We start from the raw sequence: 23,955 nt of genomic DNA on the forward strand, positions 1-23,955 counted from the left end.
CGGCAACACCTGATTTGAGGTTTGTCGCACATGTTGATCGGTTACATGCGGGTATCGAGTAGTGACGAGCGCCAGTCGGTTGCCTTGCAGCGCGATGCCCTGCTCGCGGCCGGGGTCGATGAGCGCCATCTCCATCAGGATCGCGCTTCCGGAGCGCGTGATGACCGGCCGGGTCTGAAGGCATGCCTCGGCGAATTGCGCGAAGGCGATGTCCTGGTCGTCTGGAAGATAGATCGGTTAGGCCGGTCACTCTCCCACTTGATCCGCATCGTCGAGGATTTGAAGGAACGTGGTGTCGCCTTCCGATCTCTCACGGAGGCGATCGACACCACGAATTCGCACGGCGCGTTTCTGTTCAACCTGTTCGGCTCGCTTGCAGAATACGAGAGAGTGCTGATCACCGAGCGGGTCAATGCCGGCCTGGCGGCGGCTCGCCGACGTGGCCGTAAGGGCGGGAGACCTCCAACGATCGATGCGGAAAAGGTCGAGCAGGTTCTAGCTGCTTTGGAAGCTGGCGCCAGCAAGGCGTCCGTGTGCCGGACGTTCAAGGTGGCGCGCTCGACCTTGATCGACACGTTGAAGCGGACTGGATGGACAGGCCCCGGCAAGACCGGCACGCCCGAAACCGTAGTTTGACGAGTGACCGTGGCTGATGGCGTTTCTCGATGAGCAATCGCGTGCCGTTTTATTCGAACCACCCGAAGCTTATGAAGATGCGCAAGCGCGCTATGCACTGACTTCCGAGGATATTGTCTTCGTCAAGGAACATCGCCGGTCGCATAATCGGCTTGGCTTTGCGATCCAACTCGCACTGGTGCGTGATCTGGGCCGTCTGCTGCGAATAGGCGAAGTTCCACCTCAGGCGGTTGTCTCTGTTGTCGCCGACCAGCTGGGCATCGACCCTGCAGTGTTCGAGTTCTACGCCCAGCGCGACGAAACGCGCCGGGAACACGCGCGCGAGATCGTCTCTGCACTGGAGCTTCAGCCTGTCCGGACGAGTGACTATCGCGAGTTGATAACGGCGGCGGCACGCGAGGCGGCGGCCACTGAACAAGGTGCGCCGATCGCCAAGGCCGTGATCGAAGCCTTGAAGGAACGAAAGTTGCTCGTTCCTATGCCGGAGCTGCTGATCCGTCTGGCACTGGCCGGCCGGGCGGCGGCGCGTCGACAAGCCTATCGCGAATTGATCCGGGATCTGGAGCAGCCTTCGATCGAGGCGCTTGATCAGCTCCTCGCTGAGCGGGCCGGCGATCGGAGCCACCTTGGCTGGATTGCGGAAGCACCTGAAGGGGCGAAACTGAAGAACCTCAAAGGCTTGATCGCCCGCCTCGAGGTATTGCGCTCAGCCGCCATTCCCGACGACCGTCGCAAGACGATCCATGCCAATCGCTACGGCATCATCGCCAGGGATGCACGCATTCTGCATGCCCGGGAGATACGACGCCTGACATCCGAACGTCGCTACGCCACGCTGGCCGCCTTCGTCATCGAGAGACAGGCGTCGATCACCGACCTGACGATCGACATGTTCTGCAAAATGATTGGGAGCAACCGCCGCAAGGCCGAGATCAGCCGCACGGAACGCCGGCTAAAAGAGGCCGAGGTTCTTGATGGGGTGGCGCTTGAGCATCTCAAGCTCGGCGAGGCGCTTCTGGCCGCTCGTGCGAGCAAAACCGATCTTGCATCGGCGATCGCAGCCTCCCTCGGCTGGGACGGATTGGTCGCCAGCATGGCGGCAGCCAGATCTGTCGTCCACCCTGATCGCAGTAACGAATTCGACGAGCTCATCAAGCGGCACAAATCGTTGCGCAAGCTGGGCAGACTGATGTTCCGCACGTTCTCGTTCCGGTCGTTTCGTGCTGATGATCCGATCCTTGTAGCAGTGGACCATCTGCGCGCGCTCTATGGCGGCCGGAAATTGCCGGCGCAGGTGCCGCTCGCCTTTCTGACCCGCAAATGGCGACGCTGCGTGCGCCCGAACAGTGCCGATATCGACCTGCGCGCCTGGGAAGTGGCGGTCCTCGTTCACCTGCGAGAGCGTCTGAGGGCCGGTGACATCTGGGTCGAAGGCAGCCGGGCATGGCGCAGTTTCGAGGATTATCTTCTGCCTCGGCCGATCTTCGAGCTGATGCGCGCCGAGGGGCGGCTCGGGCTCGCACTCCCCGACAGCTTTGCCGAATGGCGAGCAGAACGGACCGCCACGCTCGATGCGAAGCTGAAAGAGCTGGCAAAGGCGGCGGCTGCCAATGCTATTCCGGATGCAGCGATTTCCGACAAGGGCCTGTCGATCTCGCCGATCCGCGAGGAGGAGCGCGACAGCATCGTCGCGCTCAGCCGCCGACTATATGTTCTGGTGCCACGGATCAGGATCACCAGCCTGCTTGCCGAGGTGCAAAGCTGGACCAAATTCCTCGACAGCTTCACGCATTATCGTACCGGTGAGACGGCAAACGACGAGGCAGCGCTGATGGCAGCGATCCTTGCCGACGCCACCAATGCCGGAGCCGAACGTATGGCGGAAAGCTCACGCGGCGTCACGATCCACCAGATGATGCTGATGGTGGACAGGCATATGCGATCGGAAACCTACGCCACGGCGACCGCCGTGCTGGTCGATGCGCAGCAGGCCCATCCCTTTGCCGCGATCTGGGGTGACGGCCATATCTCCTCCTCGGACGGACAGTTCTTTCCGGCTGGCGGGCGTGGCGAAGCCAGCCTCGACTACAATGCAAAATACGGCAAGCGACCGGGGGCGTCGATCTATGGCTTCCTGTCCAACCGTTTTGCTTCCTTCTTCTCCCGCATGATCCAGGCATCCGAGGGCGAAGCCCCCTACGTTCTCGACGGCCTCCTTCACAACGAAAGCTCCGTCGAAATCTATGAGCACGCAACCGATACCGCTGGCGCCACCGAAACGACGTTCTCCATGTTCCACGCCTTTGGCTACAGGCTCATTCCCCGTATCCGCAATCTCGGCAATCGCAGGCTCTTTGTCATTGATCGCGATCCGGCTTACGAACCGCTCGACGCGCTGATCGCTGGAACCGTCAACATGGATGTCGTCGAGCACCACTGGGATGAGGTCTTGCGGCTGAAGGCTTCGATCGCTGCAGGTTTGGTGCCGCCTTCCGTCATCCTCAAGAAGCTGGCAGCGTCGCCGCGACAAAACCGGCTGAACCAGGCCCTGCGCGAAATGGGCCGGATAGAACGCTCGATCTTCATCTGCGACTGGCTGCTCGATACGAAACTGCGCCGCAGATCGCATGCGATCCTCAACAAGGGTGAAAGCCGTCATGCTCTCGCACGCGCCATCTTCCTCCACCAGCTCGGCGAATTGCGCAACCGCGTCGCCGAAACCATGGCTTACCGCGCGTCCGGTCTTAACCTCGTCGTCAACGCCATCATCCTGTGGAACACTGTCTATCTCAGCCGTGCTGTCGATTATATCAGCAGTCAGGGTATTATCATTCCGGACGAGCTGCTCTCCCAGGTCGCACCACTACCATGGGCGCATATCGCGCTCACCGGCGACTACCTCTGGAACGAAATTGACCGACCCCTCGAACGCTTCAGGCCAATCCGGGCTAACCGCTTCAATCCAAACAACTTCAAATTCCCTTAGCGTGTATTAATGTAGAAATGCCCACGGAGCCCCGAAATGGCCGGTCTCGATCCGAACAACTTCTCAGCCCACGGCCTGCGGTCGGGTTATCTCACGGAAGCGGCCAATCGCGGCATTCCTCTGCCTGAGGCGATGGAGCAATCACGACACAGATCCGTCCAGCAAGCTTCTGAATACTACAACAGCGCCACCAGGCGCAGTGGCAGGGCCGCAAGGCTGATGGATTGAAAAGCTCAAGAAAACTGGCGATGGCTGAATGGCTTAAACAAAGCAGTCTCCGACAAATCCGGGGCTGTTCAGATCGACCCGACGGTCCCGACGACGAAAGCCATCAGCGCCATGTCAAGCCAAGGTCCTGTCACGGTTAAGAAGAGCGCCATTTTGCCGTTCCCATCGGAAGCAAACCGCGCATCACGATGAGCAACGACAGCATCCGCAGCGATAGGCAGCTTACATCTCAACTGCAGATTGGCATTGCCCGAGGAGTGGTGGTCCCGTGCAGTTTTGAGGATCAAGGCCGTGTCATCGCTACGTCATACGCATGCGCTATCCATGATTCATTCGAATGAATCATGGATAGCGCATGCAGAGAGACACCTGGCAAATCATCAAAGACCACCTGGCCGGTGACATTGCCTCCGGCAAACTTGCTCCCGGCGCCCGGTTGCCGACGGAGCCCGAGCTGTGCGAGGTCTTCGGTGTCGGTCGCCACTCGGTCCGGCGCGCAGTTCCGGCGCTCGCGGTCGAGGGTAAGCTCAGGGTAGAACAGGGGCGCGGCACCTTCGTCGAGGCGGCCCGGCTGATAAACTACCAGATCGGGCGCAGGACGCGTTTCCGCGAGAACCTGATAGGCCAGGGCTATAAGCCTTACGGAGAGCATCTTTCCTCCACGATCGTGCCGGCACCCGACCGTGTGGCCGAGGCGCTACGCATCGCTCGCGGGGCCGAGGTCCACCGGATCATGAGGCGCGGCCTGGCCGACGACATGCCGATCAATCTCGGCATCGCCTTTCATCCGGTCGCGCTCTTTCCCGATCTAGGCGCGCGCCGCGAGGCCGGCGTTTCCGTGACCGAGATCTATCGTGACCACGGGGTCACGGACTATTTCCGCAAGAGCACCACCATCTTCACCCGCCGCGCCGAGCCGGAGGAATCCAGGCTGCTGCGGCAACATCCGGATCATCCCGTTATGATCGTCACCAAAATCGACGTCGATGCCAAGGGTACGGCGCTGGGTTACTCCGAGGCGGTCTGGGCGGGCGACCGTGTCCAGTTTTCTTTCGACAGTCTCGATGACCCCTTCGTGGGCGAGGAAGGCAAGACCCCATGACAACACAGTTCCAGCATGCCGGTGCGCCAGGCGAAGACCACGCCCGCCGGCTCGAAACCCTTGCGCGCGCCGATGCAGCCGCGCTGAAGGCCTTCGCGGAAGAGCTTCTTCCACCGCTCGGCGCGATCGACGTCATCCAGAGCCGCACAGGGCTCGCGATGCTGCCGATGCGCGACACAGTAAAGGGCACAGATTTTCATCTCGGCGAGGTGTTGGTGGCAGAGGCGCATATCCGGCTCCAGTCCAACGGCACTGAAGGCTATGGCATGATCGTCGGCCGCGACCTCGAGCGCGCCATGGCAATGGCGATCGTGGACGCCGCCGGATCGATCGAAACCCTTGCCGCGCGCGTCAGCAACTTCGTGGAAGATGAGGCCTTGACGATCGTGGCAGTCGACACCGAACGCCTTCGCGCGGTCGAGGCGACCCGCGTAGACATGGAGACCTTCTGATGAATGCCTCCGCCCTGATTGCTGTCCCCGTTCCAAACGACCTGGAGCGGCTTCACAATGCCACCTACGATGCCCTGATGTGGGCGCTCGCTCGCCCCGGCACAGTGCAATCACTGCCGCAGCTGGGCCTGGAAGCCATCGTCGAAACGCTGGTTGACCGCGAATGCCGGGTCTTTTCGGGCCACAAGACGCTCCTGCCGCTGATCGCCTCGACCGGAGCGGCGATTAGCGGCGCGCGCGACGCTGACCACGCCTTCCTCGATCTCGAAGCGGAGGCGGGCATTCGCGATCTGGCCGTCGTGCCTGCGGGCTCGCATCTCTATCCCGATGACGGCGCGACGGTGTTTTCAGGGGCGAGGATTGGCGAGGGACAAGGGCTTCGCCTGCGCGGCCCCGGCATCGAAACTTATAAGGATATCCGCCTCGGCGGCCTCAGGCCTGATGTTTGGACGCTTCGCGCGACGCGTTGCCTCTACCCGACCGGGTTCGAACTCTTCTTCATCGATGGAGACCGCGTTGTCGGTCTGCCACGCTCAACCACGGTGGAGGTGCTCTGATGGCCTATGTGGCAACTCGAGGCGGTGAACGTGCCATTGAACAGTCTGAGCGGCTCTACCGCGCAGAAATGGGGACGATTGACATGGAGCGTGTCGCGGACGTCCGCGACAGTCTGCCTTACCTGATCGATCGCGTGATGGGCGAGGCCTCGCTCTACGACCGTGATCTGGCAGCACTTGCGCTCGCCCAGGCCGGCGGCGACCTATACGAGGCGGTGCTCCTTCTGCGTGCCTGGCGGACCACCCAACCGCGCCTTGCGATCGCCGAACCGGTGACGCAGGAAAGCCTGTTCACGCACCGCCGCATTTCTGCTGTCTTCAAGGATATTCCCGGCGGTCAGGTGCTCGGCCCGACGCTCGACTATTCGCACCGTCTGCTGGCGACCGGCGTGCTGGAAGGCCAACCCTTCATGCCGGCCCCGGTTGAACCCGCGGCAAAACCTGCTCCGGCACGCCAGCCGTCGCTTGCCGCCTGGCAGAAGGCGCAGGGACTGGTCGCCGACGTCGCCGCCGACGAAGTCGCCCTTGAAGACATTCCAGACCTCACCCGCGAGCCGCTTCTCTTTCCGGCCAAGCGCGCCCATACGCTGCAAAGCCTGGCTCGCGCCGACACTGGCGGTGTGCTGGCACTCGGCTATTCGGCGATGCGCGGCTATGGCAACGCGCATCCGACCGTCAACGAACTGCGACTTGCAGAAGCGGAGGTGCGTGTGCGCCATCCCGCGGGCACGGTTTTCTCGGCTGGTCGCGTCCGCGTCTCGCAGGCGGAAGTCACGAGCAAAGGAAAAGGCGGCCAGCTTCAGCTCGGCTTCTGCGCGACACTCGGCTGGAACGAAATCAAGACCATCGCTGGCGCGACGCTGGATCTGAATTCGGCAGCGGCGGATCAGAATTCACCCGTCAACGAGGAATTCTTCCTCTACCACACCGAACCCGTAGAAGCCTCGGGTTTCTGCATCCATTTCAAGCTGCCGCACTACGTCACCTTCCAGTCTTCGCTCGACGCCTTGCGCGACGCGAAGAAGACGGCGGCCCCTGCCAGCGACGTAACGAACACACATAAGCCCGTGAAGGAGCCGGCATGAGCCTTTCCGCACTCACAAAGCCATGGGAAGCCTTCAGCTACGGCTTCCTTGATGCCTCGGCCAAGCGCGAGCTGCGCCGCAAGATGCTGAAGGCGATCGCCGTGCCCGGCTGCCAGATGCCCTATGCCAGCCGCGAGGTGCCGATTGCGCGCGGCTGGGGCACCGGCGGCCTGCAAGTGACGCTGACCCTGATCAAGCCCTCCTCCGTGATCAAGGTGATCGACCAGGGCGCCGACGACAGCGTCAACGCCGCCTCGATCCGCCGATTCCTTTCGCGCGTATCCGGCGCCGGTGAGACCTGGGACACGCAGGAGGCAACGATCATTCAGAGCCGGCACCGTATCCCTGAGGAAAAGCTGCGCGAGGATCAGATCCTCGTGCTGCAGGTGCCAAATCCCGAACCGCTGCGCCCGGTCGAGCCCAACATGTCGATCGCCCGCCAGATGCATGCCGACGCCGATTACGGCCGGCTGTGGCTGACGCTCTATGAGCAGATCGTGCGTTCGGGCCGCATCATGCAGGGCGCGTCCTACCCTTCCCTCGTCAATGGTCGCCATGTCATGACACCGTCGCCGATCCCGCGCTGGGACGTGCCAAAGCTCGACATGGCAAAGCACCTCACCTTTCTTTCGGCCGGGCGAGAGAAGCGCCTGTATGCCGTGCCGCCCTTCACGCGGGTCGAGCCGCTGGTCTTCTCCGACGTGCCCTACAAGGTCGAGGACCATGCCGACCTCACCTGCCACCGCTCAGGCGTCAGAGGTTATTTCATGAACGAGATCCCACAGGACGACGGCGGCTCACAATTCGAGCTGTCTGACAGCAATCTTGGCATCAAGGCTATTCGCCGTGCCGAGGGGCTGGACGTCAAGCAGGGCGAAACCTGGTACGAGCACGGAGCATTCCGCCCATGATCGGAGAAAATCTGGCTGCGCGGCGGCTGAATGCCCCGCAACTGATGACGACCCCGCCGCTTCTGACGATGACCGACGTCAGCAAACGCTTCGGCAGCGTGGTCGCTCTTCAGGACGTGTCCGCGACCGTCTATCCGGGCGAAGTGCTCGGCATCGTCGGCGAAAGCGGCTCGGGCAAGTCCACCCTTTTGAGGATGATGAACCTTGAGGACACGCCCGACAGCGGTGACTATCGCCTGGCCCTGCCGGAGCTCGATGGCAACCTGTTCGATCTCGACCGCTTCGCTCGCCGTATGCTTTGCGCGCGCCAGATCGGTATTGTCTATCAGAACCCGCATCTCGGGCTCCTGATGGGGCATACCAGCTCCGGCAACGTGGCCGAGCGTCTGCTCATCGCCGGCGAGCGGAGTTTCGCCGAACTGCGCTCAAAGGCGCGAGAGGCGCTCGACGCTTCGGAATTCCCTTTGGAGCGCATGGATGCGCGTCCGATCGAACTGTCCGGCGGCATGCAGCAGCGGGTGCAGCTCGCCAAGGCGATCGCCCTCGAACCGGCACTGCTCCTGCTCGACGAGCCGACCACAGGCCTCGACGTCTCGGTACAGGCACTGGTGCTTGACACCTTGAAGCGGCTGCAGCGGGACCGAGCGATCACAATGGTCATCGTCAGCCACGATCTCGGCGTGATCCGTACCATGGCCGACCGGGTCATGGTCATGCGGCGCGGTCGCGTGGTCGAGGAAGGCCTGGTCGACCAGATCTTCCAGGATCCCCAGCACGCATACACCCAGCAACTCGTTCACGCCAAATTGTGAGGCCGCCATGCAGCCCGTCCTGGAGGTGGAAGGCCTCTCGAAAACCTTCCACATGCACCATCTCGACCAGAACCTTCACGCATATTCCGATATTGGTTTCACACTGAAACCAGGCGAATTCCTGCTTTTGAGGGGCCCGAACGGCGTCGGAAAATCGACGCTTCTGCGCACCCTCTATCGCAGCTACCTTCCACGCGCGGGCCAGATCTGGTATCACACGGCTGAAGGCCGCATCGACCTTGCCAGGGCAGCCGATGTCGATATCGCGTTTCTGCGCCGGCGTGAGATCGGTTTCGTCACGCAATTCCTGATCGCCCGTCCGCGGGTTCCTGCCGAGGATATCGTTGCCGAACCCTTGCGCCAAGCGGGCATGCAGCACGAAGAAGCGCTCGTCGAGGCGCGGCGCTGGCTGGAGGCCTTCGGCGTCAAGCGCAATCTCTGGAAAGCCTATCCCACCACCTTTTCCGGCGGCGAACAGCAGAAGGTGAACCTCGCACGAGCGCTCATCCTGCCGCAGCGGCTGTTGCTGCTCGATGAGCCCACGGCCTCCCTCGATGCCGGCGCCCGAAAGGCGCTGGTCGACCGTCTCGCCGACCTCAAGGCGCAGGGTGTCGCCATGATCGGCGTCTTTCACCACCCGGGCGATGTAGCGGGTCTCATCGACCGGGAAATCGAACTTCATGCTTTTGAGGAACTTGCCAATGTGGATCTCTGATTGCCGGGTGGTGCTGCTAGACCGCATGCTGCCGAACGCTGCGGTGCGCATCGAGGACGGAATGATCGCCGAAATCTCGGAAAAACCCGTCGCCAATGCCGATATGTCGGCGCAAGGCCTGATCCTTATGCCGGGCTTCATCGACATGCACGGCGACATGGTGGAACGCGAGGTGGAACCACGGCCGAATGTGCGCATGCCGCTTGAGCTCGGTCTGCGCGATCTCGACCGCCGTCTTGCTGTTTCCGGCGTCACGACCGCCTATGCCGCGCTATCCTTTAGCCCGGCTTCGACCTACGGGCACCTGCGCAGCTACGAGCACACCAGCAGCGTCATTCGCGCTATCAAGACCATGCGCGACCAGCTATTGGTCGATCACAAAGTCCATGCCCGCTTCGAAATCACCTTCCCCAAGGCGCTTGCCGTGATCGAGGAGCTGATCGCCGAGGGTTCCGTAGATCTGATCTCGCTCAACGATCGTACGCCGGGACAGGGTCAGTATCGCAATGTGGAGCGCCACGTCGAAAGGCTCGCCCGCGACAAGGGCACGAGCCTCGAAGAGGCCGCACAGTCGATCGCGCGGCGCATCGAGGAACGCACCCAGCCTGCCGACGTAATGACGCATACGCTGGATGCGATCTCCAAAGCCTGCCATGCCCATGGTGTGGTGATCGCCAGCCACGACGACGACACCGTGGCCAAGGTGCAGTTGATGCACTCGCTTGGCGTCCTGATCAGCGAGTTCCCGGTCACCCTCGAGGCCGCCGCCGAGGCGAAGAGGCTCGGCCTGATGAACGCCATGGGCGCGCCAAACGCGCTGCGCGGACAGTCCTATTCAGGCAATCTTTCGGCGCGCGACGCTCATGCCGCCGGACTGCTGGATATCCTGGCCGCCGATTATCATCCCTCGGCCATCCTGCCGGCGGTGCTGGAACTGTCAAAAACCGACAAGCACGGACTTTCCGGTGCCTGCCGGCTGGCGACGTCCAATCCAGCCCAGGCGCTCGGGCTTTCCGATCGCGGCGAGATCGCAGTCGGAAAAAAAGCCGACCTCCTTGTCGCCGACGACAACGGCATCGGCCATGTCCGCTGCGTCTTCCGGGGCGGCCGCAAAATCTATTCCGACGGTTCGCTCACTTTAGCCCGCGCAGCGTAAGATCGCGAGGGAGCCTATCACTGTGAGACGGGCCGTGCATTGCGCGGCCCGTTTCTCTTTTGCCCTTGTCTACAGGGCTTGGAGCGCCGCTGAGGCTGCTACAGAACTGTCGCAAATCCTCCAATTTAAATTCATTCGGATGATATGTCGCTGTCACAGGGGTCTGAGTAGCAACGGAACAGAAAACCTACATAAGGGATTTCACAGCTCAGCGGTCAGCGCCAGCGGCCCAGCTCCTTGATCGTTTTCCTGTGGCATTTGAGGTGATGCTTCATCAGCCTGATGTCGTGGGGGTAATCCTGCTCCGGCCGAAACTCGTAATCCGGATCGATGTGGAATTGGTTGCGGGTAAAACACTCGAACAGATTGATGTCGCCCCAGGTGTCGATAACCTGTTCGAGGCTTTTCGCCATATGATGCAACGGCGAACCAGGTCCGTCCTCAGCCCTCATCTTATGAAGGCGCAAATGGATGTGTTGCAGCATGTCGGTGCGCATGTAGCTGTTCAAAAGCATGAGCGAGTGGGTCGGTGTCTTCGGAACAGCAAAGCCCATCTTATCTTCTGGCTGCAGGTCCGCGACATCCTGGTGGTCGTCGTTGTCAGTCATCACGTTTCGCTCGCAAGAGATTTTGCCCCGCCGGTGGCATCCACAAAAGCCCTGCCCGAACGTCGCAACAAACCCCGGTTTGATGTGACGCCGCAAAGCAGATCGCAACAATTTCCGCAGAGCGGTCAAATTCTATAAATACCCGTGCAGAAACCTATAGCCGATAAACTCTCTGCCGTCTAAGTTAATGTGAAACGGGGAGCGCCGATGCTGATTGGTTATATGCGGGTTTCGACCATCGAGCAGAATCTCGATCTCCAACGCGACGGTCTTGAACGCGCCGGATGTGAGAAGATTTTCGACGACGTATGCTCGGGCCGTGCAACAGAACGGCCGGGTTTGGCTAAAGCGCTTGAGATCGCGCGGGCTGGTGACGCTCTGGTAGTGTGGAAGCTCGATCGCATCGGCCGCTCGCTTGCCCATGTGGTCGGCCTGGTCAGCGACCTTCAGAAGCAAGGGATCGGCCTGAAGGTCCTGACCGGCGACGTAGACACCACGACGACAACCGGGCGCCTCGTCTTCGGCATCTTTGCCACCCTGGCGGAGTTCGAGCGCGATCTCATCCACGAACGCACCATGGCGGGGCTGGCAGCGGCGCGTGCCCGAGGCCGGGCTGGTGGGCGCCCGCGCGTCATGACACTGAAGAAGCTGAAGGCGGCCATGGCCATGATGGCAGATCGCGACAACGCTGCGCGTGATGTCGCGGCTGAACTCGGTGTGTCGTTGTCGACGCTCTATGCCTACGTCGATGCCAAGGGAAAGCCTCGCGAGCGGGCAAGTGATCTGCTGGCAAGCAAGCGTCGAGCGAAACGCGACAATAGCATGCAGGCGTAAAAGACCGTGCCGGTAGGATATCTGAGCGAGAGCCAGGCGCGGGAATATGGCTGTTTTCCCGACGAGCTTACCCCGGATCAACTGGCTCGCTATTTCCACCTCGATGACGCCGATCGTGCGTTCGTCGCCTTGCATCGCGGCGATCACAATCGTCTGGGCGTCGCCGTCCAGCTCGGATCGTTGCGCATACTCGGCACCTTTCCGGAAGACCCCACAGAGGCACCTGTTCCGGCCCTGCGCTTCACCGCCCGCCAGCTTTCGCTCACCGAGCCCGAAGAGTTGATTGCCGAATATGCCCGCAGCGAAGGGCGCTGGCGCCATGCGCCTCGCATTCGTCAGCACTACGGCTACCGAACCTATACCGATTTCGGTGTCGCGTTCCGTCTCAACCGCTTTCTTTACGCCCTGTGCTGGACGGGATCGGACCGACCGTCGGCTCTCTTCGACCGGGCCGTCGCATGGTTGCTGGAAGCCAAGGTCCTGCTGCCGGGCCTGTCTGTGCTGGAAAGGGCCGTGGCAAGGGTTCGCACACGGGCGAACAGCCGGCTGCATAGATTGCTGATCGAGTCGATGACGCCCGAGCAGCGTGCGCGACTGGATAGCCTGGTCGCTGTTTCCGAAGGCAGTCGGCAAAGCCCGCTCGACCGGCTGCGCGATGGACCGTACATTCAGAGCGGGCGGGAGATCAGCCGTGCACTCGGCCGTCTGGAAGAGATTCGCACCCTCGCAAGCGGCCTGCCGTCGCTCGATCGGCTGCCACCGGGTAAAGTCACGGCGCTGGCGCGGTTTGCCAGCGCTGCAAAGGCTCAGGCCGTTTCGCGTCTGCCGGCCGACCGGCGCGCTGCAACCCTGCTGGCCTTTATTCGAACACTCGAAGCATCGGCCGGGGATGATGTCATCGATCTGTTCGACGCGGTTACGACATCGATGGTGTCGGAGGCGTCGTCGGCCGCCAAGCTGGCAAGATTGCGGTCGCTGCGAGACCTGGATGCAGCGGCACTGAAGTTACGCGACGCGGCGATCGTCATTCTCGATCCCGAAACGCCCGACGATGCAGTCCGCACCGCAATCTTCGACCTGATCGACAGGCAGGCGCTTGACGCGGCCGTCGAGCGTGTCGGCACCCTCGCGGAACCTCACGACGACACCTACTTTACCGAACTCAGGAAGCACAATCGCAAGATTGCCTATACGCCGGGACTGCTCGCCGGCCTCGATCTCGGCGCGGCTCCCGCCGGCCGGCCCTTGCTGGAGGCCATTGATTATCTCCGTGTGGTTCATTCCGGCCGCAAGCGCGCCGGCCCACCACCAACAGCCTTTGCGCCAAAGGCATGGCAGACCCAACTCAAGACTGCCGATGGCGCTGTCGATCTGACAGGATATCGGCTCTGCATCCTGGACGAACTGCGCCGCGCCATTCGCCGGCGCGACATCTTTCCGGTTCACTCACTGCGGTATGCCGATCCGCGCAAGGGGCTGCTATCAGGTCCAGCATGGGAAGCTGCACGTCCGACGGTCTGCCGCACCGTCGGAGTGTCCACCGTTGCTGACGAAGAACTCGGGCGTTTGTCGAGCCGGCTAGACCGAGCCTATAGGGAAACCGCCGATCGTGTCCCGCTGAACCCGGCCGTCACCATCATCAATACCTCGGAAGGCTCGGACCTGTCCCTCGATCGCCTGGAAAAGATCGAGGAACCGCCTAGCCTCATCGCGCTGCGCGCCGCGATCGATGCGCGTCTGCCTCGGCTCGATCTGCCCGAACTGATCATGGAAATGCATGCGAAAACCGGCTTTGCCGATCTCTTCACCCACGCCAGCGAGGGCGGCTCACGCGCGGAAAACATCGCAACCAGCATCTGCGCCGTTCTTGTCGCCGAAGCGACCAATACCGGATTCGAGCCGCTGGTTCGCATCGATACCCCGGCACTTCGACGCTCCCGGCTCAGCTGGGTCAAGCAGAACTTCCTGCGCGCCGAGACGCTGACCGCCGCAAACGCCGCTCTGGTCGCGGCGCAAAACGCCATCCCCCTGGCGAGAAAATGGGGCGGCGGTGAAGTGGCGTCCGCCGATGGATTGCGGTTCGTCGTGCCGGTCCGCACCATTCATTCCGGCCCCAATCCGCGATATTTTGGGCAGGAGCGCGGTATCACCTGGTACAATCTCGCTTCAGATCAGTTTACCGGCCTCAACGCCATGACCGTTCCAGGCACCCTGCGCGACAGCCTCAACCTCCTCGCCGTCGTGCTGGAACAGGAGACCGAGCTTCAGCCCACCGAGATCATGACCGACACGGCCGGATATACCGACACCGTCTTCGGCATCTTTTATCTGCTCGGATACCAGTTCAGCCCTCGCATCGCAGATGTCGGCGGGGCAAGATTCTGGCGCGCCGATGCAAAAGCCAACTACGGCATCCTCGACGATCTCGCGGCGAACAGGATCAACATGAAGCTGATCATCGAGCATTGGGACGATCTGTTGCGGCTTGCCGGCTCCCTCAAACTCGGCGTCGTCCAGGCCGCTGGCCTCACCCGAACCCTCCAGACCAATGACCGGCCAACCCGTCTCGCTCGCGCCCTGCAGGAACTCGGCCGCCTTATCAAGACGCTCTACCTCCTGCGCTTCATTGATGATGAAAGCTACAGGCGCCGTATTCTCGTCCAGCTCAATCGAGGTGAGGGTCGCCACCAGCTCGCCCGCGTCATTTTTCATGGAAAACGTGGTGAACTGCGGCAGCGCTATCATGAGGGACAGGAAGATCAGCTCGGAGCACTCGGCCTGGTCGTCAATCTCGTCGTGCTCTGGAACACGATCTACACGGATGCAGCCGTCAACCAGCTCTTGACTGAAGGCTACGACGTCAAGCCGGAGGATGTCACGCGTCTCTCGCCGCTCGGCTTCCGTCACGTCAACATGCTTGGTCGATACGCCTTCACGCTCCCCGATTTCGTGGCCCGAGGCGAACTCAGGCCTCTACGCGATCCGAAAACCGCCGACCCCGATGACGAGCCGTGAAATCCTTATGTAGGTTTTCTGTTCCGTTGCTACTCAGACCCCTCACAGAGGCGCTCCATGATCGCTTCATGGAAAAGAACACGCTCTCCCTTCGCAATCTCGGCCGCAGCTTCGGCCCGACCAGAGCCGTCGACGGTGTCAGTCTCGACATCGCCGCCGGAGAGTTTGTAGGCGTCATTGGCCGCTCGGGTGCCGGCAAGTCCACGCTTCTGCGCCTAATCAACCGGCTGATCGACCCGACGGACGGCAGCGTCCATTTCGGCGAGCGCCAGATCACGTCGCTCAACGGACGAGCGCTGCGCCAGTGGCGTCGCGAATGCGCGATGATATTTCAGCAATTCAATCTGATCGAGCGGCTCGACGTGCTGACCAACGTGCTGGTCGGCCGCATCTCCTCGCATGGTTTCGCGAGCTCCATGGCGATGCGCTTTTCCGACGCCGAACGTGCATTGGCGATCCGTGCGCTCGACCGGCTCGATCTCGCCCCGCAGGCCCTGCAGCGCGCCGGCACGCTTTCAGGCGGTCAGCAACAGCGCGTTGCCATCGCCCGCGCACTCCTGCAGGAGCCGCGTATCCTGCTTGCCGACGAACCGATCGCCAGCCTCGACCCCGGCAACGCCATGCGCGTCATGGAGGCGCTGCGCACCATCAACATCGAGGACGGCATCACCGTTATCGTCAACCTGCACACGCTCGACACGGCGCGCGCCTATTGTGACCGCATCGTCGCCATGCGCTCCGGCCTCGTCATGTTTGACGGCAGCGCCCGCAACCTCACCGACGAGGTCGTTCGCGACATCTACGGCAGTTCCGGCCTCACCGAGTTCAACGAATCCATCACCTCGACCTCCATCCGGTCGGCGGTTCCGGCCTGATCAACCTCTGGGAGAATACCAATGCGTCTCATCGCCGCCACAGCCCTCCTCACGCTTTTTGCCCTGCCGACCATCGCTGCCGACTGGAAGTCCGACTACAAGGTCGTTCGCTTCGGCGTTTTGTCCGGCGAGAACGAGAAGGATCGTGTTGCTCGTTACAAGCCTTTTGAGGCCTATCTTGAAAAGACCCTCGGCATCGACGTCGAGCTCTTCACCGCTGGCAACTACGACGGCGTCGTCCAGGCACTCGCCGCTGACCAGATCGAATTCGCCTTCCTCGGCTCCTCGGCCTATGCAGCCGCCTATACCGAGACCGACGGCGGCGTCGTTCCACTGCTGACCGCGGTTCAGGAAGACGATTCTACCGGCTATTTCTCGGTCATTACGGTGCGCTGCGACAGCCCCTATAAGAAGATCGAGGACCTTAAGGGCAAGGTGTTGGCCTTTGCCGATCCGGATTCCACCAGCGGCTATGCCGTTCCGAACTACAACCTCGTGCAGCAGGGCTTCGAGCCCTCGACCTATTTCTCGGCAACGCCATTCTCCGGCAGCCACGAGGCCGGCGTTCAAGGCGTCGTCAACGGCCAGTTTGATGCAGCCGCCACCTATATCAACAACGAGAAGAGCGGCATTCCCCAGCGCATGGTCTCCAAGGGCATGATCAAGGCCGGCGAAGTCTGCTGGATCTGGGAGTCGCCCGAGATCACGTCCGGCCCCTTCACCGCCCGCAGGAACCTGCCGGCAGAAATGGTCAGCGCCATGAAGGATGCCGTGAAGAACGTGCCGACAGCCGATCCGGCAGCCTTCAAGGAAATGACCGGCGCCGAAAACTCGACGGCCAAGGGCTACGTCGAAGTTGACCATGACCGCTACCAGTGGATCGTCGACATGCGCGCCTGGCTGAAGGCCCAGCGCAAGAGCTGATCCCGAGCGAAACGCAGACGGGGCGATCTCGACAGGGATCGCCCCTTTTTTACAGGGAAACGTCATGACCTTCGCCCCTGCCGCAGCCCCTTCCCAGGCGGTGCTGGATTTCGAACGCGCCTATGCCCGCCACCGCGCCCGCGGGCGGCTGACCTTCCTCGTCGTGACGGCGGCTCTGCTGATCGCCTTTGTTGTGACAGCCGATTTCTCCAATCTCCTCAAAGTCAGCCAGATCACGCTGTCTGACGGCAGCAGAGCCGAACGCTGGATCCTGCTCGCAGGCTTGCCACGGCTCGGCGAATACCTTGCCAAGACCGTTCCTCAGCTGTCGTCGGAAACGCTTGGTGCAGACCTCGCCGCGTGGTTCTGGCGGTGGAAGGTCTGGGGCTGGCTCCTCCTCGAAACCGTGCTCATTGCCTTTATGGCGACCGCCCTTGGGGTGGCCGGCGGCTTCGTCATGTCCTTCCCGGCGGCGCGCAACCTCTCACCCAGCAGGTGGATGCTCTGGCTGTCGCGCCGCTATCTCGAAATTGCCCGTACGGTGCCGGAACTGGTATTCGCGCTGATCTTCGTCTTCTGTTTCGGGGTCGGCCCGATGGCGGGCGTGTTGGCGATCGCGCTCCATACCTGCGGGGCGCTCGGCAAGCTCTATTCGGAAGTGAACGAGAACATCGACATGCGCCCGCTGGAGGGCGTCAAATCGGCGGGCGGCAGCAGGGCTGACCAGATACGCTATGGCGCGGTGCCGCAGATCCTGCCGAACATCATCAGCTACACGCTGCTGCGTTTCGAGATCAATGTGCGTTCGTCCTCGATCATCGGCTATGTCGGCGCCGGCGGCCTGGGTCAGGAGCTTCGCACTGCCGTATCGTTGCAGGAATACACCGATTTGTCGGCGCTCTTCATCATCGTCTTCGTCACAGTCTTTGTGATCGACTGGGGCTCGGAAAAGCTGCGCCACCGGATCATCGGCATGGAAAGGATCCACTGATGACAACCGTTACCCGCGCGGAAATCTTGGCGCTGCGCCAGTCCATGCCGCTCGCCTTCCGTCCGTCCATGGAGATGCGGCTGAAGCGCTGGGGTTTGATGCTCGGCTTTACCGCGCTGTTTGCCTGGTGCCTCTATGATTTCGGCTTCACGCCAGAACGCATCATCAACGGTCTTAGCCGCCTCGGGCGCGTTCTCTCCTTCATGTTCCCACCCCATATCTGGACGGAATGGGATCAGGTAAGCGATATCCTGACGGGCCTCGGCGAAACGCTCGCCATGGCCTTTCTCGGGACGCTGCTTGGCGCCGTGGTTGCCTTTCCGCTCTCCTTTCTCGGCGCCAAAAACATCAACCGGTTCGCCTTCTTCCGCTTCGGCGTTCGGCGAGGCTTTGACATCATACGCGCCTTCGAGACGCTGATCCTGGCGCTCGTCTTCATCCGCGCCTTCGGCCTCGGCCCGCTTCCCGGAGTGCTCGCGATCGCGGTGGGCGAAATCGGTGTTCTTGCCAAGCTCTACGCCGAGGCGATCGAGAACATCTCCAAGAAGCCCGTCGAGGGCGTTGTTGCCTCCGGAGGGTCTCGCTCCCAGGCCATCCGCTTCGGGATGCTGCCGCAGGTCTGGCCGGTGCTTCTTTCAATCACCCTCTACAACTTCGAATCCAATGTCCGCTCAGGTACCATTCTCGGCATTGTCGGCGCCGGCGGCATCGGCTTCATCCTCTCCGACCGCATCGGCGCCTATCGATGGGACGAGGCTTGGTCGATCATCTTCCTGATCATCGCCATGGTCTATGTCATCGACGCCCTCTCCGGCGCAATCCGCGAGCGGTTCATCGGCAAATGGGAACACGCGAAATGAAAATGCTGTCGGAAGCTCCGACCATCCATGAAACGGCGACGGTCGTCGGCTGCGAACTCGGCAAATGGACCGAGATCCAGGCCCATGTCAGCATGCGGGAAAGTCAGTTCGGTGACTATTCCTACATCGTCAAGGGCGGCAACGTCGTATGGTCGACCATCGGCAAGTTCTGCTCGATTGCCGAAGGTGCGCGCATTAACCCGGGCAACCACGCCACCTGGCGCGCGAGCCAGCACCATTTCACCTACCGTGCAGCACAATACGGGCTGGGCGAAGACGACACCGAGTTCTTCCAATGGCGCAAGGATCACTGGGTGACCATCGGCCACGACGTGTGGATCGGCCACGGCGTCACGGTACTTGCCGGCGTGACGATCGGCACCGGCGCGGTGATCGGCGCCGGTGCGGTCGTCTCGAAGGATGTCGAACCTTACACAATCGTCGGTGGTGTTCCCGCAAGGGCAATCAAGCGACGCTTCAACGAGGAGCAGGCCGCAGCACTGCTCGATATCGCTTGGTGGGACTGGCACCACGACACGCTGCGCGGCCGCCTTCCTGACATCCGCACACTCTCGATCAATGCCTTCATCGACAGATATCGCCGGGACACATTCGCGCCAACCATATCGACCCAAACCACGGAAGCCGAGGCCTTGTTCATGGTCGAGTAGCTATGCCATTCAGCTTCTCCCTCACAGATCCGAGCGGGCGGATTTCCCGCACCCGGCTCTTCCCGAGAGTAAACCGCGTCACCTCCTGGCCTTCTCCCAAGTTCGAGCTATACGTGGGACTGGCAGTTCGAAGCGTGCGGTCAAGGGCTCGAATTCCGTCCAGCTCATTCGCCGGCTTTTCTGACTTCGCCGCCTCAGGCAGCGGAACCATATGCTCAGTGGCGGCGTCACGTCGCCTGTGCACCAAGCGGACATTGGCTCCAAGCCTAGTGGTGACCGGATCGGGGCCGACACAAGACTGTCCGCTCCCATCGACTCTGCCAACGAAAGCGTTCGCGTTATGCTTCAAGGACTGGTGAGATTATCTGAAGGCACTTTATGAGGTGCATGCCGGCCGCCTCATTGCGCCTTCTGCCGCAGCCGGTCGGTCGCAAGCTCCATCACCAGAACGATCACGAAGATCACGAGGATGATGGTCGAGGCGTTGCGGTACTGGAAAAGGTCGAAGGCGACTTTCAGTTCCTGGCCGATGCCGCCGGCACCTACGAGGCCGAGCACCACCGACGAGCGGACCGCCTTTTCAAGCGCGAACTGCGAAGTGTTGATCAAGGACGGCATGATATCGGGCACGACGGCGCCGGAGAGCACAGAAAAACGTCCCGCACCGGCGGAGAACAGAGCCTCCTGCGGCTCCTTGTCAGCATCCTCGATCGCTTCGGCGAAGAAGCGACCGCAGAAGCCGATCGTGTCGATGATGATGGTCATGGTGCCGGCCACCGCGCCAAGCCCGATGGAGGCGACGAAGAGCAGCGCCCAGACCATGTCCGGCACGGTGCGGAAGAGCGAGATCATTACCTTGAAGACGTGTCGGAAGGGCCCGATCGGCGACAGCGTGCGCGAAGCGAGCCAGGCGATCGGCAGACTGAGCAGCACGCCGATGACGGTGCCGACGAAGGCGATCTGCAGCGTCTCAATCGTGCGCCAGGTGACGCGCATCAGAAAACCGGGTTCAAAGCTCGGCCGCAGCATGCGCTCAATCAGGTTCGCCATCCGTGGCGCACCGTTCAGAAGCTGGCTCGGCGTTGGCGCCACCTGCGTGGCCGAGACGACGAGCAGCGCACCAAGAGCGACGAGGATGGCAAAAACAAACGGCGAGGCGCGGAAAAAACGGGCGGGTGCGACCTCACGCATGAAACACGCCCTCCAGGCGTTTGCGGTCGACTTCGGCCACCGGAAGGTCGAAATGCACGTGGCCGGCCTTCAACGCCACGATCCGGTCGGCAAAGCTCAGCGCATGCTCCATGTCGTGGGTCGTATGGACCAGCGTTATGCCCCGTTCCCGGACGAGATCAGAAAACAGCGCCATCACGTCGCGACCCGCCGTCGGATCGAGGCTGGCAGCCGGCTCGTCGGCGATCATCAGCCTGGGCTTGCGCACCAAGGCGCGGGCGATCGCGACGCGCTGCGCCTGACCGCCGGAGAGTTCGTCGGCGCGTGCGGTCGCCTTGTGGGAGAGCTTCACCTGATCAAGCGCGTCCATCGCCTCTTCCCGGCATTCGCGTTCGGCGATCGCCTGGTGCCAGGCGCGCCAGGTGCCGGGAAGGCCAAGCTTGCCGTGAACGACATTGGTCAGCACCGACTGCCGACGCACGAGGCCGTGGTGCTGGAAGACGAAGCCGATCTGCTGGCGCATGCGCTTGAGCTGCGGACCGCTCGGCGCACTGCGGAAGGCTTCGCCGAGTGTCGAGATCTCACCATCGCAGAACGGCGTGTGGCCGATCAGGCACTTGAGCAGTGTCGACTTGCCCACACCGTTGGCGCCGACCAGCGCCACGCGCTCCCCGCTTCGGATGCGGATGTCGACACCGGAAAACACCGGCTTTCCGTTGGCATAACCCTTCTTCAGGCCCTGCGTGCTGATAACGTCCATCGTGGTATTCTTTCTGCGGATATGGCGTGGAGCCGGCGCTGGTGGCGCCGGCCCGATGGCAGGATCGGGTTGGGCCCGCTCAGTTGACGAAGTCGTTGAACGTATCGACGCCAATCGTCCGATACATCGAGCGGACGTAGTCGTAGTCGCTGTCCTTGACGTCGGTCAGGAAGAAGCCACCCTTGAATTTCTGGTTGTCTTCGCCCTGGAGAACGGCGGCCATGATGTCTGTGCCCTTTTCGACGAAGGCCGTACGGATCTTTGCGACGGTTTCCTCGGCCAGGTCCTTACGGGCAACTAGGATGTCGTTCGGCAGGTCACGGCCACGGGCAACCACGGCAAAAGCGACATCCGGGAAGGCTTCGCGGACGGAGGCAAGGTGGCCGAAATTTAGGCTGATGGCGGCGATGTCGCCACGGATCAGCGCTTCGGCGGCAACGTTGCGGGCGAGGATCACAGGCTCGTAGTCTTCATTGTATTTGAGGCCGAAATCAGACAGTGCCTGGGCCGGACCGAGATGCGTGGAGGTGGATCCGACCGAGCCGAAGGATACCTTCTTGCCCTTGAGATCCTCGATCGAGCGGATTGGACCATTGGCCAAGACGGCGATCTGGGCGAAGTAGTCCGGACGCTGCCAGGCGACGACGATCTGCGGCTGTGCAAGTTCCTTCATGACGACGTATTCGGCCGGGCCGGTGAGGACGAGGTCGACCTGTCCGGAATTCAGAGCTTCGACGGCAGAGGTGCGCGAACTGACCGGAAAGAGCTCGATTTCCAGACCGGAGGCCTGCTCAAGCGCTTTTTGAAAGCCGCCGAATTTCTGCTGCAGGGCTTCCATGCCCTCGATGTCGGTGACGGCGAATTTGACACTCTCGGCCGCGGCCGGCGCGAGGGAGACCAGAGAGATTGCACAGGCTGCGAGAAGGGAGCGGATCATGATATCTTCCTTTGCTGTATAGACAGGAGCATCTTCTGCGACTATCCCTAGCGACCAGACGTGACGGGCACGTGACAGTTTTCCGGCCCCAGGGCGAAAAACAAAACGGAGAGACGCGATGAACTGGACCATCCGCAACGGCACCGTTCTGGGCACCGAGAGACTCAAACACACTGACCTCTTCGTCGAGGGCGGCATGCTGTCGGACAGGGGCAATGGTGGGCGCGAGATCGACGCCGCAGGCCTGCTCGTCCTGCCGGGGATTGTCGATATCCATGGTGACGGCTTCGAGCGGCAGATCATGCCGCGACCGGGCGTGCGCTTCGACGTCGGCTTGGCACTGCGCGACACTGACCGACAACTGGTGACCAACGGCATCACCACAGCCTTTCACGGCGTAACGGTGTCCTGGGAGCCCGGCCTTCGTTCGCTGCAGGCCGCTGGCGACTTCGTCACCGCACTTGCCGCTGCACGCCCGCATCTGGCCTGCGATACCCGCCTGCACCTGCGCTGGGAGACCTTCGCGCTCGATGCGCTGTCGCAGGTGATCGAATGGCTGTTGCTCGATCCGAAGCCGCTCGTGGCCCTGAACGACCATACGACGGGTTCGGTGCTGAAGGGGGCGATCGCCCGCAAGATCGGCCAGATGGCCGAGCGCTCCGGCTTGTCGCGTAATGATTACATGGCGCTACTCGACGACGTCTGGGCACGGCGCAAAGATGTGGCCGGTGCCATCGAAAAGCTCGCGGCAGCAGCACGCGACAACGGCAACGTACTCCTCGCCCATGACGAGGCGTCTCCCGAAGAGCGCCGACATTTCCGGGCACTGGGGGCCGTGTCTTCGGAGTTTCCGCTAACGCTGGAGACGGCTGCCGAAGCCCGCGCCGCCGGCGAACATGTCATTCTTGGCGCCCCCAACGTCGTGCGCGGTGGCAGCCACAATGGCGCACTCGACGCAACGACAGCGGTTCGCGACGGGCTCTGCAGCGTGCTCGCCTCCGACTACCACTATCCGTCCCCACTGCATGCAGCCTTCCGGCTGGCATCCCCTGACGATGCTGGCTTCGCCAAGGTCTGGCACCTCGTGTCGGCCAATGCCGCCGCCGCCGCCGGCCTGTCAGACCGGGGACGGCTTGAAGAGGGAAAACGCGCCGACCTCATCCTCGTGGATGCCAAGGACATGCGCCACCCGAAGGTAATGGCAACCTTCGTCGGCGGTCGGCTCGTCTATTCGGCACAGACTCTGATAGAGACCGAACGCGCGATAGCCTCGGCTGCCGCCTGAACCGGAAACCATCATGCTCGACACGCCTGAAATCCCTCTCGCCGCCTTCGACGGACTGGTCTTCGGCCCGCGTAGCGACATGCCGATCTGGCAGCAGATCCGCGACCATATCCTTGGCCTGATCGAAGGCGGAACCTTGAGGCCAGGCAGCCAGTTGCCCGGAGAAACGCATCTCGCAGCAAGCCTCGGCGTCACCCGCATCACGCTGCGCCAGGCCCTGCAGCAGTTGCAGAACGAGGGGCACCTGACGGCGCGCAAGGGGCTTGTCGCAAACTTTCGGGCTTAACCGTATGTTGACCATAGGCATGGAATTTGCCGCTCCGAAAGTTGCGGAGCGAGCCCATGATTCTGAATGCTATTGCCGAGAAGCTGAAGCGCCAATCAA

At 62.0% G+C, this 23,955-nt stretch carries 23 protein-coding genes and 1 pseudogene; 20 read left to right on the top strand and 4 right to left on the bottom strand.

Annotated elements, in window-relative coordinates; all coding sequences use genetic code 11:
* Nucleotides 1-45 precede the first annotated feature (45 nt).
* The 11 genes and pseudogenes from ABWW11_RS24910 to ABWW11_RS24960 all read left to right on the top strand — a co-directional run bounded on the left by ABWW11_RS24910 (nt 46) and on the right by ABWW11_RS24960 (nt 10,640).
* The gene (locus ABWW11_RS24910) at nt 46-636 is read left to right on the top strand and encodes a recombinase family protein (protein ID WP_426137401.1); all 591 of its coding nucleotides are present in this window, start codon (nt 46-48) and stop codon (nt 634-636) included.
* 16 nt (nt 637-652) lie between these two features.
* Complete coding sequence (locus ABWW11_RS24915) at nt 653-3,622, top strand: Tn3 family transposase (RefSeq protein ID WP_003501156.1); 2,970 nt, start codon at nt 653-655, stop codon at nt 3,620-3,622.
* A 33-nt stretch (nt 3,623-3,655) separates the two neighbouring features.
* A pseudogene (locus ABWW11_RS24920) lies at nt 3,656-3,850 on the top strand (integrase); the annotation flags it as partial.
* 355 nt (nt 3,851-4,205) lie between these two features.
* On the top strand, nt 4,206-4,952 hold the full coding sequence (phnF, locus tag ABWW11_RS24925; protein WP_024899717.1) for a phosphonate metabolism transcriptional regulator PhnF: 747 nt from the start codon (nt 4,206-4,208) through the stop codon (nt 4,950-4,952).
* Nucleotides 4,949-5,404: a phosphonate C-P lyase system protein PhnG gene (gene phnG / locus ABWW11_RS24930; RefSeq protein WP_107328120.1), complete on the top strand. Its 456-nt coding sequence runs from the start codon at nt 4,949-4,951 to the stop codon at nt 5,402-5,404. The genes phnF and phnG overlap by 4 nt, the downstream gene beginning before the upstream one ends.
* Nucleotides 5,404-5,961: a phosphonate C-P lyase system protein PhnH gene (gene phnH / locus ABWW11_RS24935; RefSeq protein WP_036568189.1), complete on the top strand. Its 558-nt coding sequence runs from the start codon at nt 5,404-5,406 to the stop codon at nt 5,959-5,961. The genes phnG and phnH overlap by 1 nt, the downstream gene beginning before the upstream one ends.
* The gene (locus ABWW11_RS24940; RefSeq protein ID WP_024899720.1) at nt 5,961-7,046 is read left to right on the top strand and encodes a carbon-phosphorus lyase complex subunit PhnI; all 1,086 of its coding nucleotides are present in this window, start codon (nt 5,961-5,963) and stop codon (nt 7,044-7,046) included. The genes phnH and ABWW11_RS24940 overlap by 1 nt, the downstream gene beginning before the upstream one ends.
* Entirely contained in the window at nt 7,043-7,957 is a 915-nt protein-coding gene (locus ABWW11_RS24945; protein WP_024899721.1) for an alpha-D-ribose 1-methylphosphonate 5-phosphate C-P-lyase PhnJ, read from the top strand. Before ABWW11_RS24940 ends, ABWW11_RS24945 begins: the two co-directional genes overlap by 4 nt.
* The gene (locus tag ABWW11_RS24950; protein WP_036568190.1) at nt 7,954-8,769 is read left to right on the top strand and encodes an ATP-binding cassette domain-containing protein; all 816 of its coding nucleotides are present in this window, start codon (nt 7,954-7,956) and stop codon (nt 8,767-8,769) included. Before ABWW11_RS24945 ends, ABWW11_RS24950 begins: the two co-directional genes overlap by 4 nt.
* Nucleotides 8,770-8,776: 7 nt before the next feature.
* Nucleotides 8,777-9,484: a phosphonate C-P lyase system protein PhnL gene (locus ABWW11_RS24955; RefSeq protein WP_024899723.1), complete on the top strand. Its 708-nt coding sequence runs from the start codon at nt 8,777-8,779 to the stop codon at nt 9,482-9,484.
* Nucleotides 9,471-10,640 carry an alpha-D-ribose 1-methylphosphonate 5-triphosphate diphosphatase gene (locus ABWW11_RS24960; RefSeq protein ID WP_024899724.1) on the top strand — a complete coding sequence of 390 codons (1,170 nt, stop codon included), beginning with the start codon at nt 9,471-9,473 and terminating at the stop codon, nt 10,638-10,640. Before ABWW11_RS24955 ends, ABWW11_RS24960 begins: the two co-directional genes overlap by 14 nt.
* Nucleotides 10,641-10,855: 215 nt before the next feature.
* On the opposite strand, the gene ABWW11_RS24965 is transcribed toward ABWW11_RS24960, so the two are convergent.
* Entirely contained in the window at nt 10,856-11,248 is a 393-nt protein-coding gene (locus ABWW11_RS24965; protein ID WP_024899725.1) for a hypothetical protein, read from the bottom strand.
* 207 nt (nt 11,249-11,455) lie between these two features.
* Here ABWW11_RS24965 and ABWW11_RS24970 point away from each other — a divergent pair, with 207 nt between their 5' ends.
* From ABWW11_RS24970 to ABWW11_RS25000, 7 genes are all read left to right on the top strand, one after another.
* On the top strand, nt 11,456-12,082 hold the full coding sequence (locus ABWW11_RS24970) for a recombinase family protein (protein ID WP_024899726.1): 627 nt from the start codon (nt 11,456-11,458) through the stop codon (nt 12,080-12,082).
* A 6-nt stretch (nt 12,083-12,088) separates the two neighbouring features.
* Nucleotides 12,089-15,097 (top strand): Tn3 family transposase, encoded by a 3,009-nt coding sequence (locus ABWW11_RS24975; protein ID WP_024899727.1) that lies wholly within the window; start codon nt 12,089-12,091, stop codon nt 15,095-15,097.
* A gap of 68 nt (nt 15,098-15,165) precedes the next feature.
* Nucleotides 15,166-15,972: a phosphonate ABC transporter ATP-binding protein gene (phnC, locus tag ABWW11_RS24980; RefSeq protein ID WP_024899728.1), complete on the top strand. Its 807-nt coding sequence runs from the start codon at nt 15,166-15,168 to the stop codon at nt 15,970-15,972.
* Nucleotides 15,973-15,993: 21 nt separating this feature from the next.
* Nucleotides 15,994-16,896 carry a phosphonate ABC transporter substrate-binding protein gene (phnD, locus tag ABWW11_RS24985; protein WP_024899729.1) on the top strand — a complete coding sequence of 301 codons (903 nt, stop codon included), beginning with the start codon at nt 15,994-15,996 and terminating at the stop codon, nt 16,894-16,896.
* 64 nt (nt 16,897-16,960) lie between these two features.
* Nucleotides 16,961-17,887: a phosphonate ABC transporter, permease protein PhnE gene (gene phnE, locus ABWW11_RS24990; protein ID WP_024899730.1), complete on the top strand. Its 927-nt coding sequence runs from the start codon at nt 16,961-16,963 to the stop codon at nt 17,885-17,887.
* Nucleotides 17,887-18,747, top strand: coding sequence for a phosphonate ABC transporter, permease protein PhnE (gene phnE / locus ABWW11_RS24995; RefSeq protein ID WP_024899731.1), 861 nt, complete (start codon nt 17,887-17,889; stop codon nt 18,745-18,747). Before phnE (ABWW11_RS24990) ends, phnE (ABWW11_RS24995) begins: the two co-directional genes overlap by 1 nt.
* Nucleotides 18,744-19,418 (top strand): DapH/DapD/GlmU-related protein, encoded by a 675-nt coding sequence (locus ABWW11_RS25000; protein WP_107327987.1) that lies wholly within the window; start codon nt 18,744-18,746, stop codon nt 19,416-19,418. The genes phnE (ABWW11_RS24995) and ABWW11_RS25000 overlap by 4 nt, the downstream gene beginning before the upstream one ends.
* A 399-nt stretch (nt 19,419-19,817) precedes the next feature.
* Here ABWW11_RS25000 and phnE (ABWW11_RS25005) read toward each other — a convergent pair whose 3' ends face one another.
* The 3 genes from phnE (ABWW11_RS25005) to ABWW11_RS25015 form a co-directional block, all read right to left on the bottom strand.
* Nucleotides 19,818-20,609 carry a phosphonate ABC transporter, permease protein PhnE gene (gene phnE / locus ABWW11_RS25005; protein WP_024899092.1) on the bottom strand — a complete coding sequence of 264 codons (792 nt, stop codon included), beginning with the start codon at nt 20,607-20,609 and terminating at the stop codon, nt 19,818-19,820.
* Nucleotides 20,602-21,348 carry a phosphonate ABC transporter ATP-binding protein gene (locus ABWW11_RS25010; RefSeq protein ID WP_024899093.1) on the bottom strand — a complete coding sequence of 249 codons (747 nt, stop codon included), beginning with the start codon at nt 21,346-21,348 and terminating at the stop codon, nt 20,602-20,604. The genes phnE (ABWW11_RS25005) and ABWW11_RS25010 overlap by 8 nt, the downstream gene beginning before the upstream one ends.
* Nucleotides 21,349-21,427: 79 nt before the next feature.
* Entirely contained in the window at nt 21,428-22,285 is an 858-nt protein-coding gene (locus ABWW11_RS25015) for a PhnD/SsuA/transferrin family substrate-binding protein (protein ID WP_125271698.1), read from the bottom strand.
* Between the two features lie 118 nt (nt 22,286-22,403).
* Between ABWW11_RS25015 and ABWW11_RS25020 the strand changes: the two genes are divergently transcribed.
* A complete protein-coding gene (locus ABWW11_RS25020; protein ID WP_024899095.1) occupies nt 22,404-23,570 on the top strand; it encodes an alpha-D-ribose 1-methylphosphonate 5-triphosphate diphosphatase in 1,167 nt (388 codons plus the stop codon).
* 13 nt (nt 23,571-23,583) lie between these two features.
* On the top strand, nt 23,584-23,856 hold the full coding sequence (locus tag ABWW11_RS25025) for a GntR family transcriptional regulator (RefSeq protein ID WP_024899096.1): 273 nt from the start codon (nt 23,584-23,586) through the stop codon (nt 23,854-23,856).
* Nucleotides 23,857-23,955 lie beyond the last annotated feature (99 nt).

Source organism: Brucella sp. NBRC 113783 (assembly GCF_040372265.1).
GTDB classification, from domain to species: Bacteria; Pseudomonadota; Alphaproteobacteria; order Rhizobiales; family Rhizobiaceae; genus Brucella; species Brucella teleogrylli.